This is a genomic window from Solibacillus isronensis, from assembly GCF_023715405.1.
In the GTDB taxonomy this organism is placed as follows: domain Bacteria; phylum Bacillota; class Bacilli; order Bacillales_A; family Planococcaceae; genus Solibacillus; species Solibacillus isronensis_B.
This window is the reverse complement of sequence record NZ_JAMBOC010000001.1, coordinates 1,792,418-1,807,549: the sequence shown is the minus strand read 5'-3', so window position 1 is coordinate 1,807,549 and position 15,132 is coordinate 1,792,418. Positions and strand designations below refer to the sequence as shown.

Here is a 15,132-nt window from a genome sequence, read left to right as displayed (position 1 = left end):
TAAATTTGCTTATCGATGGAAAGAAAAAGGTTATCCATACGGACAAGGGGATTACCTTGACAGTAACTGCCCACAAGATTATGATAAGATAGACAAATTATGATTGGAGAGATAAAAATGCTACTTGAAAAAACAACACGCATGAACTTTCTCTTCGACTTTTATCAAGCGTTATTAACTGATAAACAGCGTAGCTACATGGAACTGTATTACTTGGACGATCACTCGTTAGGAGAAATTGCCGAAAGTTATAGTATTTCACGCCAAGCTGTTTACGATAATATTCGCCGTACTGAGGCGATGCTTGAAGAATATGAAGAAAAACTAAATTTATTCGAAAAGTTTCAACAACGTCAAATCGTGTTAAAACAATTGACGAATGCGATCATGGATGAGGCTTCTACGACAGAGGCGAAACTGGCATTGGTTGAACAACTGAAGGAATCGGATTAGGGGGCGAACGAGTTGGCTTTTGAAGGTTTAGCAGAGCGACTCCAAGGTACGATCCAAAAGATTAAAGGTAAAGGTAAAGTAACGGAACAAGACGTTAAAGAAATGATGCGTGAAGTCCGATTTGCCTTAATCGAAGCGGACGTAAACTTAAAAGTAGTAAAAGAATTCGTTAAAAAAGTTAGTGAGCGTGCAGTCGGCGTCGACGTCATGAAATCACTAACACCTGGTCAGCAAGTCATTAAAATTGTCCAGGATGAATTGAAGAATTTAATGGGTGGCGAACAAAGCCCGATTAAATTCAGCAACCGTCCTCCGACTGTCATTATGATGGTTGGTTTACAAGGTGCAGGTAAAACGACGACTACAGGTAAGTTGGCGAATGTATTACGTAAAAAGTATAATAAAAAACCATTATTAGTAGCAGCAGATATTTACCGTCCAGCCGCTGTTCAGCAATTACAGACAATAGGCAAACAGTTATCTCTGCCAGTATTCTCACTAGGTACAGATGTTTCACCTGTTGAAATTGCACGTCAGGCAATCGAGCATGCAAAAGAAGAGCATTTGGACGTTGTATTAATCGATACAGCTGGTCGTCTTCATATTGATGAAGAGCTGATGCAGGAACTGAAAGACATTCGCGGTTTAAAAGAGCCGGATGAAGTATTTTTAGTTGTTGATGCAATGACTGGTCAAGATGCTGTAAATGTTGCACAAAGCTTTAATGAAACAGTCGGCATTACGGGCGTTGTCTTAACAAAATTAGACGGCGATACTCGTGGTGGTGCGGCACTGTCGATTCGCTCTGTTACTGAGAAACCGATTAAATTTGTCGGTATGGGCGAAAAAATGGATGCGTTGGAACCATTCCATCCTGAGCGTATGGCATCACGTATTTTAGGGATGGGTGATGTACTTTCACTGATCGAAAAAGCACAGGCCAACGTTGATATGGAAAAGGCAAAAGAGCTGGAAGAAAAGTTCATGACACAGAGCTTTACGTTTGATGACTTTATCGAACAACTTCAAGCTGTGAAGAAAATGGGACCACTTGATGAATTATTGAAAATGATTCCAGGTGCAAACAAGATGAAAGGCCTTGACAATGTCAAAGTCGATGAAAAGCAGATGGGACGCATTGAAGCGATTATCTATTCGATGACACCAAATGAAAAGACAAACCCGGAAATCATTTCGGCGAGCCGCAAAAAGCGTATTGCTACAGGTTCAGGGACGTCAATTCAGGAAGTGAACCGCTTATTGAAGCAGTTTGAAGAAATGAAAAAAATGATGAAACAGATGACAGGCATGGCTCAAGGTAAAGGTAAAAAGAAGATGAAAATGCCTGGTTTTGATTCATTATTTAAATAAAAAATAAGGTGTTAAGAAAAAACACTTTACAAACCATCAAGACATTGCTAATATAATATCTTGTGTGAAACTTATTCGGAGGTGCTATAAAAATGGCAGTTAAAATTCGCTTAAAACGTATGGGAGCTAAAAAATCTCCTTTCTATCGTATCGTAGTTGCAGACGCTCGTTCACCACGTGACGGCCGTCAAATCGAAACAGTAGGTACTTACAACCCACTTACAGTTCCAGCTACAGTACAAATCGATGAAGAGAAAGCTCTTAAATGGTTAACTGATGGTGCAAAACCATCTGATACTGTACGTAACCTGTTCTCAGAACAAGGTATCATGGAAAAATTCCATAACGCTAAATACAGCAAATAATTCAATGATTAATTCGGAGGTGGCATTATGCAGCAGCTGATTGAAGCAATTGTGAAACCGTTAGTCGATTATCCTGAAGACGTTCGTATTGAGACGGACGAAACTTCAAATCGAGTTGTTTATAAGCTTTTTGTTCATCCAGAGGATCGAGGGAAAGTAATAGGCAAGCAAGGACGTGTTGCGAAGGCAATTCGTACGATTGTGTACTCAGCAGCGGGCGGCCACCAGAAGAAAAAGACGTATGTCGATATATTGGATTAGTAAAAGAAGGGTGGCATTTTGCTAACCCTTCTTTTTTTGTTATGATAATGTTGTTTTCCGTTACGGTAGGAGTTTATTGCGGTTGCCATAGAAGCATTGTGCATGTGCTCCTGTCGCTCTGCTTTCGTCGCAAAGTAACATTCAAATCAAAAGGCATTTGAATGTTACTTCGCCGCCTTCACTCCAAACAACGGTGTATATAAAAGTTATGTGGTAACAAATTATTATAAAAGGTGGAATATACATGGAATGGTTTAATGTAGGACGTATTGTAAATACACATGGTATTCGTGGAGAGCTGCGAATCTTATCGACAACGGACTTTGAAGAAGAACGTTTTGCGGTAGGATCAAAACTAGCAGCATTCAAAAAAGATGATAAAAAACCGACTTGGGTAACGATCAGTTCATCAAGACGCCATAAAAACTTTATCTTGGTGACATTTGAAGGAATGGAAAACATTAATTTAGTGGAACCATTTAAAGAAGGCCTATTAAAAGTGTCGATGGATCAATTAGCGGAAGATGAGCTTGAAGATAATGAATACTATCACTTTGAAATTAAAGATTGTGAAGTGTTTTCAGAAGAGGGCGAACTGATCGGCGTTGTTACCGATATTTTAGAAACGGGCGCAAACGATGTATGGGAAGTTAAAGCGCAAAATGGTAAGAAACACTACATTCCTTACATTGAGGATATCGTAAAAGATATTGATGTCGATGAAAAGAAAATCGTTATTCACGTAATGGAAGGTTTGTTGGAATGAAGATTCACGTATTAAGTTTATTTCCTGATATGTTCACAGGTGTGTTTGGGTCATCGATTTTAAAAAAGGCTCAGGAAAAAGGTGCCGTTGAGCTAGCGGTAACTGATATCCGGGATTACAGTGAAAACAAGCACAAACAAGTGGATGATTACCCGTACGGCGGCGGAGCGGGAATGGTATTAAAGCCGGAACCGATGTTCAATGCGGTGGAAGCCATTACAGAAGGCCGCAAGCCACGTGTTATTCTCATGTGCCCACAAGGCGAGCGCTTTACGCAGAAGAAGGCAGAGGAGCTTTCAAAGGAAGAAGATTTAGTATTCCTTTGCGGGCATTATGAAGGATATGATGAGCGGATTCGGGAGTATCTAGTAACAGATGAGATTTCGATTGGCGACTTTGTTCTAACAGGAGGCGAGCTACCTGCGATGACGGTAATCGATGCGGTTGTACGTTTGTTGCCGGGTGTACTTGGTCAGGAAGATTCACATATTCAGGATTCATTTTCAACAGGATTATTAGAGCACCCTCATTATACGCGCCCATCTGACTTTAGAGGAATGAAAGTGCCGGATATATTGCTATCAGGTAATCACGCGAAAATAGATGCGTGGCGTGAGGAACAGTCATTCAAGCGTACGTTGGAGCGCAGACCGGATTTATTGGACGCTCTTGAATTAACGGACAAGCAAATGAAAATAATCGAAAAAATTAAGAATGAAATGTAAAGCAAAACTACTTGCAAGCCTAAAACAATTATGGTAAGATTCATTTTGTGCTTCAATGTAAGCACTGAATTACGGTGTTCCGCTGTGGCTTAAATTAGCGTGCATGAGCATCTGTCTAAGGAGAGAAAACAATGTCAAACATTATTACAGAGATCACTAAAGATCAATTACGTTCAGACTTACCTACATTCAAACCAGGTGACACAGTTAAGGTACACGTTAAAATCGTTGAGGGTACTCGTGAGCGTATCCAATTATTCGAAGGTGTAGTTATTAAACGTCGTGGTGGCGGAATTAGCGAAACTTTCACAGTACGTAAAATTTCTTACGGTGTTGGTGTAGAGCGTACTTTCCCAGTACACACTCCAAAAATCGCTAAGTTAGAAGTAGTACGTAAAGGTAAAGTACGTCGTGCTAAACTTTACTACCTACGTAACTTACGTGGTAAAGCTGCTCGTATTAAAGAAATTCGATAAGAACTTTTTAGAAGGGGGCTTGTATAATACAAGTCCCTTTCTTTCTTTAAGTAAAAAATGTGTATTAACATGTGATTTTGACAATAAACTATAGATAATATGATGTAATAATTTAGATTAGATTTTTGCTTGATATACATATTTCGTATACAATAAATGTGATGAGCAAGGGGGATAGCTACGTGGAAAAAACTGAAAAAGAAAAAAATGAGCTTTGGGAATGGACGAAAGCTCTACTGATTGCGTTTGCGATTGCCGCATTTATTCGTTACTTTTTATTTACACCGATTGTAGTAGACGGGGATTCAATGATGCCTACCCTTGAAAATGGAGATCGTATGATCGTCAACAAATTCAGCTATAAAATCGGCGAACCCGACCGTTTTGACATTGTCGTATTCCACGCACCTGAACAAAAGGACTATATTAAACGTGTCATCGGTGTTCCAGGGGACTTTGTAGAATATAAGGATGATCAATTATACATTAATGGTGAACCAATCGACGAACCGTATTTGGACGCTTATAAGGCCGAAATTAGCGAAGGCAACTTAACAGGTGACTTCTCGCTGAAAGATATCGATCCGTCACTGGACGTAATTCCGGAAGGCTACGTATTCGTAATGGGCGATAACCGTCGCTTCAGTAAAGACAGCCGCCATATTGGAATCGTCGAACAGAAAGAAATTATCGGTAATACGAACATCATTTTCTGGCCGTTAAACGAAATTGAAATCGTAAAGTAAAATTTATCGGATTTTCATCAATAGATGAGGATGACTTAACTAAATGTCATAGCGGTTGATTGGAATGGAGGGGAGGCGAGTTGATTTCGCTTTCTCATTTATCAAGTCGTTGCTTCTGCGGTGGCCGCAATAAATTGCCGCCATCCTCGGCGCAAAGAATTAGTTACAAACAAGTTTGACTCTAATTCTTGCCCGGAAAGCGTCTGCCCTGTAATGGAAATCAACCCCATATTTGATGAAGGATCATTTATCGCAATAAATATTAAATATTGTCTAAAATGAGGGGGCAGTTTAAACTCCTCATTTTTTTGTTGAGAATAGAAGTATGTAATTTACAGGAGGTTATACATTATGACAATTCAATGGTTTCCAGGACATATGGCAAAGGCGCGCCGTCAAGTATCGGAAAGTTTAAAGCTTGTCGATATCATTTTTGAGCTTGTCGATGCGCGTTTACCATTATCTTCACGTAATCCGATGATCGATGAAGTCATTCATCAAAAACCGCGCCTGCTCGTTTTAAATAAACAAGATATGGCCGATGAGCAGGAAACACGCCGCTGGATTCAATATTTCGCCGACAGAGGCTTTAAAGCAGTAGCCATTAACTCGTTGGAAGGGAAAGGCTTACAGGCGGTTACAAAGGCCGCACAGGAGATTTTGGCGGATAAATGGGAGCGCATGAAATCAAAAGGAATGAAGCCCCGTGCCATCCGCGCAATGATTGTAGGTATTCCGAATGTCGGGAAATCAACTTTAATCAACCGTTTAGCGAAGAAAAACCTTGCGAAAACAGGAAATATGCCGGGTGTTACAAAAGCACAGCAATGGATTAAAGTCGGTAAGGAAATTGAACTTCTGGATACTCCGGGTATTTTATGGCCGAAGTTTGAAGATCAGGAAGTCGGCTATAAGCTTGCTTTGACTGGTGCGATTAAAGATACAATTATGAATATGGAAGACTTGGCTGTATACGGCTTACGTTTTTTAGAAACTCACTATCCAACACGCATGGAAGAACGCTATAAAATTTCAGCAGTATCCGAAGAACTTGTCGAAACATTTGATGCAATTGGAAAGTTACGCCGTGTATTTGGACAAGGCGGAGAGATTGACTATGATCAAGTGTCCGTATTAGTTGTACGCGACATTCGTGAACAGAATCTTGGGAAACTCACATTTGATTTTGTTTCCGAGCAACTTGAAAAAGAGCAATTGGAAGAAGCGATTGCGCTGGAAAATGAAGAGCGCCGGAAAAAAACTGCCGCGCTAAACCGCCAGAAAAAGCAAGAAAGCAACGAATAAAGTGGAATAATAGACAGTCAAAACCTTTTTCATTTATTTGAGAAAGGTTTTTTCTTTTATAATAAGAAAAGTAGACGATATAACAAGAAGATTGATAGATTTGAGGACTTTATATGAAAACAATTAAAGAGATTACAGAAGCATTAAAAACAGCAGCACAAATCGAGCCATGGATGGATTATATAGTAAAGGATGAACGGGCAGGCGTCCAAAAAGCATGGATGCAATTTCAAAAACGCCTGGAAAAGATAGAAGCACTCCAACAAGCACATAATGAAAAACTGCAATTTGACGCAAGCTATTTACCATATGAAAATGCCTATATTGCAGGCACAGACGAAGCAGGCCGCGGACCACTCGCGGGACCTGTCGTAACCGCGGCCGTTATATTGCCGAATTATTGCCAGGAACTGATTGGCGTAAACGATTCCAAACAATTATCAAAAGAAAAACGTAATCAGTTTGCTGAACGGATTAAAAAACATGCATTATATTATTCTGTTCATTTTCAAAGTGCCGAAGAAATCGATCGCCTTAATATATATGAAGCAACACGCCAGTCAATGTTAAAAAGTATCGAAACACTTGAAGTCAAACCGAACTTCATATTGGCTGATGCGATGACACTTTCGACGTCGATTCCGCAAGCATCCATCATAAAGGGGGATGCACGCAGCCTGTCAATCGCAGCAGCATCTATTTTAGCGAAAACGGCACGTGATGACTATATGGAAAAGCTGGATTGCGAATATCCGCAATACGGTTTTGCGCAGCATGCCGGGTACGGAACAAAGCAGCACTTGGAAGCAATTGCCCAATATGGACCGACAGAACATCATCGAAAAACATTTGAACCGATTAAATCAATGCTTCAAAGAAGGGAGTAACGGCATGAACTTCTCATCGTTTAATGCAATCCAAACTAATACTTCGCAGCAAGTAACAGCAAACCAGCCATTATCGTTAAGACAGGATCAGGTATTTCACGGGACGATTAAGCAGCTCTACCCAAATCAGATGGCAGAAGTCCAAGTGGGCAATCAAAAGCTCATGGCAAAGCTGGAAGTACCTTTAAAGCTAGGCGATGCACATTTTTTTCAGGTGACAGCGACAAATCCGCAAACAGAATTAAAAGTAGTAACTGGACCGATGTCGCAATCAATGACAGCCGGCCAGCAGATGTCCCAGCTGCTTGAAACAATGAATTTGCCGAAATCGAGTGAAATGCAGCAAGTACTTTCGCATTTTATGAAAGCCCAGTTACCCCTTGCAAAAGAACAGCTCATAGCCGCGGAAAGCTGGATGAAAAACTTGCCTGCAGGAGTAGATAAGAATAATGCACTTCACGCACTGCAGCGAATGGTGGAGCTGAAAATGCCTTTTACAAATACCGTATTTCAAGCATTGACTCAAGGAATCAAAACAGATGGCATGTCGGCAAATTTAGCCAATTTGGCGCAGCTCTTGGCATCTCAATCTGGAGGGAATGAAACGATCAAATCATCGCTATTACAGCAAATTGACCAGCTGGCAAAGCCGTTGAACAATGAAACAGGCGGTATCCTCCTTGCAAGGGCGACTCAAAATTTACTGGATAATAATTCATCGATTGCATCGAAACTTCAATCGCTGACGGTATTAAAAGAAGCGGGTATTTTACCGCAAAATGCAACTTTGCAAAATTGGCAAACGGTAAATCAGCAAGGAAACCAACAGACGATGAATCCATTACAGGCTGCTGCAACACCGCTGTTAAAAGGGGCGGGCCAAATGCTGCAGCAGCTCGGGCAAACGAACCCTGAACAAATAAAACCGATGTTAGAGCAAGTAAAAGCATGGATTAGTAATGAAAGCTTATTAACGTCAACGCAAAAGCAGCAACTACAGCAATTACTGTCACGTTTTGAACAGATTCCGGCTTCAAAGCCAGCTGTTGAAGTATTGGTAAATCAACTACGGCAGCAACTGACAAACGCATACAGTGAAAATGTAACGACGCGATTATTTATGCAAAATGATCAAGGGCTGTCCGCGAAGGATCAATTGCTCACGTTACTGAAGCCAGAGACAAATTTACCGATTGCCGATCAGCTGTTGCGCAATTTAGTGAAAGTGACGGCTGACAGTCCGCAGCCTGTGATGCAAAGTGCGCTCACACAAGCAGAAGGTCAAGTACAGGCTGCGGTTGATAGTCGTGCGATGGAACAGGCAATAAAGACTGTCTTAAAAGGGCTTGGCGTCAGCTATGAGGCGGCGCTGGCGAATAAGGCAGGGGATATACAGGCAATTGCCCAACAAATAAAGCCGCAATTATTAGCGCTACTTCAAGATGTCCAAACACCGGTTGCAATAAAGGATGCCGCTGAAATGGTGATGGCCAGACTAAATGGGATGCAGCTCAATTCAGGGGAAAACGGACATCAGCATCAGCTTGTCATGCAAGTGCCGTTGGATTTCTTCGGCAAGAAAATGGATGCCACATTGCAATGGAATGGTCGTATGAAAGATGATGGTAAAATTGATGCCAATTTTGCCCGCATTCTATTTTATTTAAATATGGAAACCTTGCAACAGACTGTAATCGATATGCAAGTACAAAACCGTGTCGTCACAATTAATATATATAATGATATGCCAAATTTAGATTCGTTGGCGACTTCCCTGAAAGGAACGTTAAAGGCAGGGTTGCTGGAAAAAGACTATACATTATCCGGACTGTTTATCAAACCTTTTGGAGAACAAGCAGGAAAAACTGTCACAAAACTGTCAAATCAGCAAGAAGACGAGCAAGGAGGGGTAGATATCCGCGTATGACCGAAAAAAAATATATACGAAAAGAAGCGATCGCCCTTTCCTATGATCCGCAGAAAAGCAGTGGTCCGACAGTTGTCGCGAAAGGAAAAGGGAAAATTGCGGAAAATATATTAGAAAAAGCAGCAATGCATGAAGTACCTGTTTATGAAGACCCCAACTTGGTGGAACTGTTGGGCCAGCTTGATTTGAACACATCCATCCCGGAAGAACTTTACCAAGCAGTGGCCGAAGTTTTTGCCTTTATTTATCATTTGGACGAAAAGCAGAAGTTAACTTCTAAAAATAAATAACCGGTATTTTATTATTTTTATGTAGAGTATATCTTTCGGAAAATTAGAAAATATCTATACAAAGAATATTTTGACATAAAGCAAACTAAAAATTGCTTGTGTGACAAATATAGACATTGTCTGAATAATTGTATAAAATAGATTATGTTAGTAGAATAATTTCCAAATGTCCGATGGGAGGATGTATCATGAATATCCATGAGTATCAAGGGAAAGAGATATTAAGACAATACGGTGTAGCGGTTCCAAGAGGAAGTGTCGCGTTTTCACCAGACGAAGCAGTAAAAGCAGCAAAAGAGCTTGGATCAAACGTAACAGTAGTAAAAGCACAAATTCATGCAGGGGGCCGCGGTAAAGCGGGGGGCGTTAAAATTGCAAAAAACCTCGATGAAGTTCGCTCTTTCTCTAAAGAATTGTTAGGCAAAATTTTAGTAACTCACCAAACAGGTCCAGACGGTAAAGAAGTAAAACGTCTTTATATAGAAGAAGGTTCGGACATTAAAAAAGAGTATTACTTAAGTTTAGTATTAGACCGTGCAACTTCTAGTGTAGTAATGATGGGTTCTGAAGAAGGTGGTATGGATATCGAAGAGGTAGCCGAGACTAATCCGGAAAAAATCTTCAAAGAAGTGATTGACCCGGTTACAGGATTAAATGCTTTCCAGGCGCGTCGTATGGCGTTCAATATGAATATCCCTGCTAAGCTAGTAAATAAAGCAGTAGGGTTAATGCTTGGTATTTACAAAGCATTTATCGATAAAGATGCATCTACAGTAGAAATCAACCCGCTAGTTGTAACTGGTGATGACCAGGTAGTGGCGCTTGATGCAAAATTCAACTTTGATGCAAACGCTTTATATCGTCATAAAGATATCGTAGAATTACGCGATTTCGATGAAGAAGATCCAAAAGAAATTGAAGCATCTAAATATGATTTAAGTTATATTTCGTTAGACGGCAATATCGGCTGTATGGTAAATGGTGCAGGTCTTGCTATGGCGACGATGGATACGATTAGTTACTACGGCGGATCACCCGCAAACTTCCTTGACGTTGGGGGCGGTGCAACAGCTGAAAAAGTAACAGAAGCTTTTAAAATTATTTTATCAGACAAAAATGTAAAAGGAATTTTCGTTAACATTTTTGGTGGAATCATGAAGTGCGACATCATTGCAAGTGGTGTTATCACGGCTGCAAAAGAAGTCGGTTTGGCAGTTCCATTAGTAGTACGTTTGGAAGGGACTAACGTAGAGCTAGGTAAAAAGATGTTAAATGAATCTGGTTTAAACATTGTGGCAGCTGACTCAATGGCGGACGGCGCACAAAAAATCGTGAAATTAGTTGAAGCTGAAGGCGGGGTAACGGCATGAGTGTGTTCATTAATCAAGAGACAAAAGTAATCGTACAAGGGATTACTGGGGAAACAGCCCTTTTCCATACAAAACAAATGCTTGAATACGGAACGAAAATCGTTGCAGGGGTAACACCAGGTAAAGGTGGCCTTGAAATCGAAGGTGTTCCTGTATTCAATACAGTACAAGAAGCAGTCGATGCGACAGGTGCAAATGTATCTGTTATTTACGTACCGGCACCATTTGCGGCTGATGCTATTATTGAAGCAGTTGATTCGGATTTGGATATGACGATTTGTATTACTGAACATATTCCGGTACTTGATATGGTTAAAGTAAAGCGCTATATGGAAGGCAAGAAAACACGTTTAGTTGGTCCAAACTGTCCGGGTGTTATTACTGCTGATGAGTGTAAAATCGGTATCATGCCAGGCTACATTCATACAAAAGGACATGTAGGCGTAGTTTCACGTTCTGGTACATTAACTTATGAAGCGGTACACCAACTGACTCAGGCAGGTATTGGTCAAACAACGGCGGTAGGAATCGGGGGAGACCCGGTAAATGGGACAAACTTTATCGATTGCTTAAAAGCATTCAATGAAGACCCGGAAACTTATGCGGTTGTCATGATTGGTGAAATTGGTGGTACAGCGGAAGAAGAAGCTGCTGAATGGATCCAGGAAAACATGAATAAACCGGTAGTAGGCTTTATCGGTGGCCAAACAGCTCCTCCAGGAAAGCGTATGGGTCACGCAGGTGCCATTATTTCCGGCGGTAAAGGAACAGCTGCAGAGAAAATCAAAGCAATGAATGCAGCGGGTATTGAAGTAGCTCCGACGCCTTCTGTAATCGGTGAAACACTGATTAAAGTAATCCAAGAAAAAGGCTTGTACGAAGCTTGTAAAACACATTAAAATGGAAGATGTAGCGGTCGCCTCGCTACATCTTTTTCATATGTCTCCATATATTAGGTTCCATAAACGGGTTATGAGCCCGAATTCATTGGCTACACTATGTTTTACACAATGCTTACCTCACAATTAAAAACTGCGGTCATCTGAATTTCTTCTATTAAAAAGGAGTGTCGAAATGACCAACCCAATAAATGAACAATTATTGAAACTGCATTATATTCTTCCCCTCTCCTGGAAAAAAGTCCGAAATTTTATGAAAATTACAGATGATTTCGACGAAATATTGCATATTTCGCCAAAATTTTTAGCGGTCCAGCTAAATATAAAAGAAGAAAAAGCCTCACAGCTCATAAAATATTATAAAGAGCTCATACCAAGGTCGATGGCAACTTATTATGGCCAACATAATATAACGGCCATTCCCTATACGAATCCTTTATATCCGGAACGCTTAAAACAACTGTTCGATGCACCTGCTGTTATTTATGCTAAAGGTGATATTCAGTTACTGAACAGACCGAAAATGCTTGCGGTCATCGGTTCAAGGGCAGCGACTAGCTATAGTGAGGACGCGTTGAATTTCATTGTTCCCCCGCTAATTCGTGAGCAATATGTTATAGTGAGCGGTCTTGCAAAAGGAGCAGACCGACTTGCACATGAAGCAACAATCCGATATGGTGGAAAGACAATAGGTGTTTTAGGCCATGGCTTTTTCCATAGTTATCCGCCTCAAAATAAAGAGCTAAATGCATTTATGGCACATGAGCATTTACTTGTAACAGAATATCCACCCTATGTCGGTGTGCAAAAATGGCATTTCCCTGCACGAAATCGTATTATTAGCGGATTGAGCGAAGCGCTGGTCGTTACGGAAGCCGCACTGAAAAGCGGAACACTTATAACAACGGAGCTTGCTCTTGAACAAGGAAAAGATGTTTTTGCAGTGCCGGGAAATATTTTTAGCGAGCAGTCAAGAGGGACAAATAAATTAATAAAAGAAGGCGCAATTCCAGTGTGGGATGGCTTTCAAATCTTAGAGGAAATCCAATTGTTTTCAAAATCACGTTGAAAAAAAGTTGCAATATTAGCCAATCTGTTATACATTTTGCAACAGGAAAAGCTTTGACAAACATGGACAGCTTCATGTGAGTGAATATAAGAAAAATAACTATACCTCTATAAGGAGGACAACAGATGGCAGATTATTTAGTAATTGTTGAATCACCTGCAAAGGCGAAAACAATTGAACGATATTTAGGAAAAAAATACAAAGTAAAAGCTTCGATTGGACATGTACGTGATTTACCACGTAGTCAAATGGGAATCGATACCGAAAATAACTATGATCCAAAATATATTACGATTCGCGGTAAAGGTCCTGTACTTCAGGAACTGAAAACAGCGGCAAAAAAAGTGAAAAAGATTTATCTCGCAGCCGATCCAGACCGTGAAGGGGAAGCAATTGCCTGGCATTTAGCCACTGCTTTAAACGTTGATATTAATTCAGATTGCCGGGTCGTATTTAACGAGATTACGAAAGAAGCAATTTTAGAGAGCTTCAAGCACCCGCGTCCAATTAATATGGATTTAGTCGATGCACAGCAAGCACGTCGTATTTTAGACCGTCTAGTAGGCTACAATATTAGTCCGATCCTTTGGAAAAAGGTTAAGAAGGGCTTGTCGGCAGGACGTGTACAATCTGTTTCATTGCGTTTGATTATTGACCGTGAAAATGAAATTAAAAACTTCGAGCCGGAAGAATACTGGTCGATCGAAGCAAGCTTCGAGAAAAACAAAAAGCAATTCGATGCCTTTTATTACGGAAACGGCAAAGAAAAAATTAAATTAACAAATGAACAACAAGTAAAAGATATTTTAAAAGGTGTAAAAGGCTCAGAGTTTGAAGTGATGAATGTTGTAAAAAAAGAACGGAAACGCAATGCGTCTCCGGCTTTCACGACTTCTTCACTTCAACAGGAAGCTGCACGTAAGTTAAACTTCCGCGCTAAGAAGACAATGATGCTTGCACAGCAGCTTTATGAAGGTATTGAGCTAAGCAAAAAAGAGGGTGCTGTCGGATTAATTACGTATATGCGTACCGATTCAACGCGTATTTCTGATACAGCAAAAACAGAGGCTAAGTCATATATCGAAACAAAATACGGCAAAGATTTCATTGCCGGAGAGCAAAAGCAGGCGAAAGCGAAGGCAAATGCACAAGATGCCCATGAAGCGATTCGCCCAACGAGTGCAATGCGTACACCAGAGGAGCTCAAAGCTATTTTAAGCCGTGACCAGCTGCGATTGTATCGTTTAATTTGGGAGCGCTTTATCGCAAGTCAAATGGCACCAGCTGTACTTGATACCGTGACAGTTGATTTGCAAAACAATGATGTATTATTCCGTGCGAATGGTTCTCAAGTGAAATTTGCCGGGTTTATGAAGCTTTATATTGAAGGCACAGACGATCAGGAAGAAGAAACAAATAAGCTTTTACCTGAAATGGAAATCGGAGATAAAGTAAAGTCGCTTGAAATCGAACCGAAGCAGCACTTCACTCAGCCACCTCCTCGCTATTCAGAAGCGCGTCTAGTAAAGACATTGGAAGAGTTAGGCATAGGCCGTCCATCGACATATGCCCCAACACTGGATACTATCCAAAAGCGCGGTTATGTGCAGCTAGATGCGAAACGCTTTGTGCCGACTGAACTCGGAGAAATCGTTCATCAGGCAACATTGGAATTTTTCCCGGAAATCATCAACATTGAATTTACCGCACAGATGGAGCACAATCTTGATGAAATTGAAGAAGGCATTACACAATGGGTAAATGTCATCGATGAATTTTACAAAGACTTTGAACCACGGGTGAAATATGCGGATGAAGTAATGGAAAAAATCGAAATTAAAGATGAGCCAGCTGGAGAAGACTGCGAAAAATGCGGTGCGCCAATGGTATTCAAGCTTGGACGTTACGGTAAATTTATGGCTTGTTCAAACTTCCCGGATTGCCGCAACACAAAAGCGATTGTAAAACCGATCGATGTTAAATGTCCTTCATGTGAGACAGGTGAAATTGTTGAGCGTAAATCCAAAACAAAGCGCATTTTTTACGGATGCAATCAGTATCCGGAATGTGACTTCGTATCATGGGATAAGCCGATTAGTAGACCTTGTCCGAAATGTAGTGCATTATTAGTGGAGAAGAAATTGAAAAAAGGTGTTCAAATTCAGTGTACAAACAGTGAATGTGATTATGAAGAAACACCGTCACAATAAAATGAAGAGGTA

At 40.6% G+C, this 15,132-nt stretch carries 16 protein-coding genes; all 16 read left to right on the top strand.

The features are described from left to right. The first annotated feature begins 117 nt into the window (after positions 1–117). The 16 genes from M3166_RS09210 (at position 118) to topA (ending at position 15,120) form a co-directional block, all read left to right on the top strand. Positions 118–453: a putative DNA-binding protein gene (locus tag M3166_RS09210; protein WP_251689378.1), complete on the top strand. Its 336-nt coding sequence runs from the start codon at positions 118–120 to the stop codon at positions 451–453. Positions 454–465: 12 nt separating this feature from the next. After that, positions 466–1,824, top strand: coding sequence for a signal recognition particle protein (gene ffh, locus M3166_RS09205; RefSeq protein WP_251689376.1), 1,359 nt, complete (start codon positions 466–468; stop codon positions 1,822–1,824). Positions 1,825–1,916: 92 nt separating this feature from the next. Continuing rightward, entirely contained in the window at positions 1,917–2,189 is a 273-nt protein-coding gene (rpsP, locus tag M3166_RS09200; protein WP_008403312.1) for a 30S ribosomal protein S16, read from the top strand. Positions 2,190–2,216: 27 nt separating this feature from the next. Further along, positions 2,217–2,450: a KH domain-containing protein gene (locus M3166_RS09195; RefSeq protein WP_008403311.1), complete on the top strand. Its 234-nt coding sequence runs from the start codon at positions 2,217–2,219 to the stop codon at positions 2,448–2,450. 244 nt (positions 2,451–2,694) lie between these two features. After that, positions 2,695–3,216, top strand: coding sequence for a ribosome maturation factor RimM (gene rimM, locus M3166_RS09190; RefSeq protein ID WP_251689374.1), 522 nt, complete (start codon positions 2,695–2,697; stop codon positions 3,214–3,216). Further along, positions 3,213–3,941: a tRNA (guanosine(37)-N1)-methyltransferase TrmD gene (gene trmD / locus M3166_RS09185; RefSeq protein ID WP_251689372.1), complete on the top strand. Its 729-nt coding sequence runs from the start codon at positions 3,213–3,215 to the stop codon at positions 3,939–3,941. The genes rimM and trmD overlap by 4 nt, the downstream gene beginning before the upstream one ends. Before the next feature lie 131 nt (positions 3,942–4,072). Further along, positions 4,073–4,417 (top strand): 50S ribosomal protein L19, encoded by a 345-nt coding sequence (gene rplS / locus M3166_RS09180; RefSeq protein ID WP_008403308.1) that lies wholly within the window; start codon positions 4,073–4,075, stop codon positions 4,415–4,417. 182 nt (positions 4,418–4,599) lie between these two features. Next, a complete protein-coding gene (gene lepB / locus M3166_RS09175; protein WP_251689370.1) occupies positions 4,600–5,163 on the top strand; it encodes a signal peptidase I in 564 nt (187 codons plus the stop codon). Between the two features lie 351 nt (positions 5,164–5,514). Next, the gene (ylqF, locus tag M3166_RS09170) at positions 5,515–6,468 is read left to right on the top strand and encodes a ribosome biogenesis GTPase YlqF (RefSeq protein ID WP_251689369.1); all 954 of its coding nucleotides are present in this window, start codon (positions 5,515–5,517) and stop codon (positions 6,466–6,468) included. Between the two features lie 113 nt (positions 6,469–6,581). After that, positions 6,582–7,355, top strand: coding sequence for a ribonuclease HII (locus tag M3166_RS09165; RefSeq protein WP_251689367.1), 774 nt, complete (start codon positions 6,582–6,584; stop codon positions 7,353–7,355). Positions 7,356–7,359: 4 nt separating this feature from the next. Beyond that, positions 7,360–9,282 (top strand): hypothetical protein, encoded by a 1,923-nt coding sequence (locus tag M3166_RS09160; protein WP_251689365.1) that lies wholly within the window; start codon positions 7,360–7,362, stop codon positions 9,280–9,282. Beyond that, positions 9,279–9,572, top strand: a complete 294-nt coding sequence (locus M3166_RS09155) for an EscU/YscU/HrcU family type III secretion system export apparatus switch protein (protein ID WP_251689363.1) — start codon at positions 9,279–9,281, stop codon at positions 9,570–9,572. The genes M3166_RS09160 and M3166_RS09155 overlap by 4 nt, the downstream gene beginning before the upstream one ends. 188 nt (positions 9,573–9,760) lie before the next feature. Beyond that, the gene (gene sucC / locus M3166_RS09150; RefSeq protein WP_251689361.1) at positions 9,761–10,942 is read left to right on the top strand and encodes an ADP-forming succinate--CoA ligase subunit beta; all 1,182 of its coding nucleotides are present in this window, start codon (positions 9,761–9,763) and stop codon (positions 10,940–10,942) included. Further along, positions 10,939–11,841, top strand: coding sequence for a succinate--CoA ligase subunit alpha (gene sucD, locus M3166_RS09145; RefSeq protein WP_251689359.1), 903 nt, complete (start codon positions 10,939–10,941; stop codon positions 11,839–11,841). Before sucC ends, sucD begins: the two co-directional genes overlap by 4 nt. A gap of 175 nt (positions 11,842–12,016) precedes the next feature. Continuing rightward, positions 12,017–12,910, top strand: coding sequence for a DNA-processing protein DprA (dprA, locus tag M3166_RS09140; RefSeq protein WP_251689357.1), 894 nt, complete (start codon positions 12,017–12,019; stop codon positions 12,908–12,910). A 125-nt stretch (positions 12,911–13,035) separates the two neighbouring features. Beyond that, a complete protein-coding gene (gene topA, locus M3166_RS09135) occupies positions 13,036–15,120 on the top strand; it encodes a type I DNA topoisomerase (protein WP_251689356.1) in 2,085 nt (694 codons plus the stop codon). The last annotated feature ends 12 nt before the right edge of the window (positions 15,121–15,132 follow it).

What these genes read in the sequence shown, in the direction of transcription:
- M3166_RS09210 (WP_251689378.1), top strand. Translation starts at nt 118, where the DNA reads ATGCTACTTGAAAAAACAACACGCATGAACTTTCTCTTCGACTTTTAT.
- rpsP (WP_008403312.1), top strand. Translation starts at nt 1,917, where the DNA reads ATGGCAGTTAAAATTCGCTTAAAACGTATGGGAGCTAAAAAATCTCCT.
- M3166_RS09195 (WP_008403311.1), top strand. Translation starts at nt 2,217, where the DNA reads ATGCAGCAGCTGATTGAAGCAATTGTGAAACCGTTAGTCGATTATCCT.
- rimM (WP_251689374.1), top strand. Translation starts at nt 2,695, where the DNA reads ATGGAATGGTTTAATGTAGGACGTATTGTAAATACACATGGTATTCGT.
- trmD (WP_251689372.1), top strand. Translation starts at nt 3,213, where the DNA reads ATGAAGATTCACGTATTAAGTTTATTTCCTGATATGTTCACAGGTGTG.
- rplS (WP_008403308.1), top strand. Translation starts at nt 4,073, where the DNA reads ATGTCAAACATTATTACAGAGATCACTAAAGATCAATTACGTTCAGAC.
- ylqF (WP_251689369.1), top strand. Translation starts at nt 5,515, where the DNA reads ATGACAATTCAATGGTTTCCAGGACATATGGCAAAGGCGCGCCGTCAA.
- M3166_RS09165 (WP_251689367.1), top strand. Translation starts at nt 6,582, where the DNA reads ATGAAAACAATTAAAGAGATTACAGAAGCATTAAAAACAGCAGCACAA.
- M3166_RS09160 (WP_251689365.1), top strand. Translation starts at nt 7,360, where the DNA reads ATGAACTTCTCATCGTTTAATGCAATCCAAACTAATACTTCGCAGCAA.
- M3166_RS09155 (WP_251689363.1), top strand. Translation starts at nt 9,279, where the DNA reads ATGACCGAAAAAAAATATATACGAAAAGAAGCGATCGCCCTTTCCTAT.
- sucC (WP_251689361.1), top strand. Translation starts at nt 9,761, where the DNA reads ATGAATATCCATGAGTATCAAGGGAAAGAGATATTAAGACAATACGGT.
- sucD (WP_251689359.1), top strand. Translation starts at nt 10,939, where the DNA reads ATGAGTGTGTTCATTAATCAAGAGACAAAAGTAATCGTACAAGGGATT.
- dprA (WP_251689357.1), top strand. Translation starts at nt 12,017, where the DNA reads ATGACCAACCCAATAAATGAACAATTATTGAAACTGCATTATATTCTT.
- topA (WP_251689356.1), top strand. Translation starts at nt 13,036, where the DNA reads ATGGCAGATTATTTAGTAATTGTTGAATCACCTGCAAAGGCGAAAACA.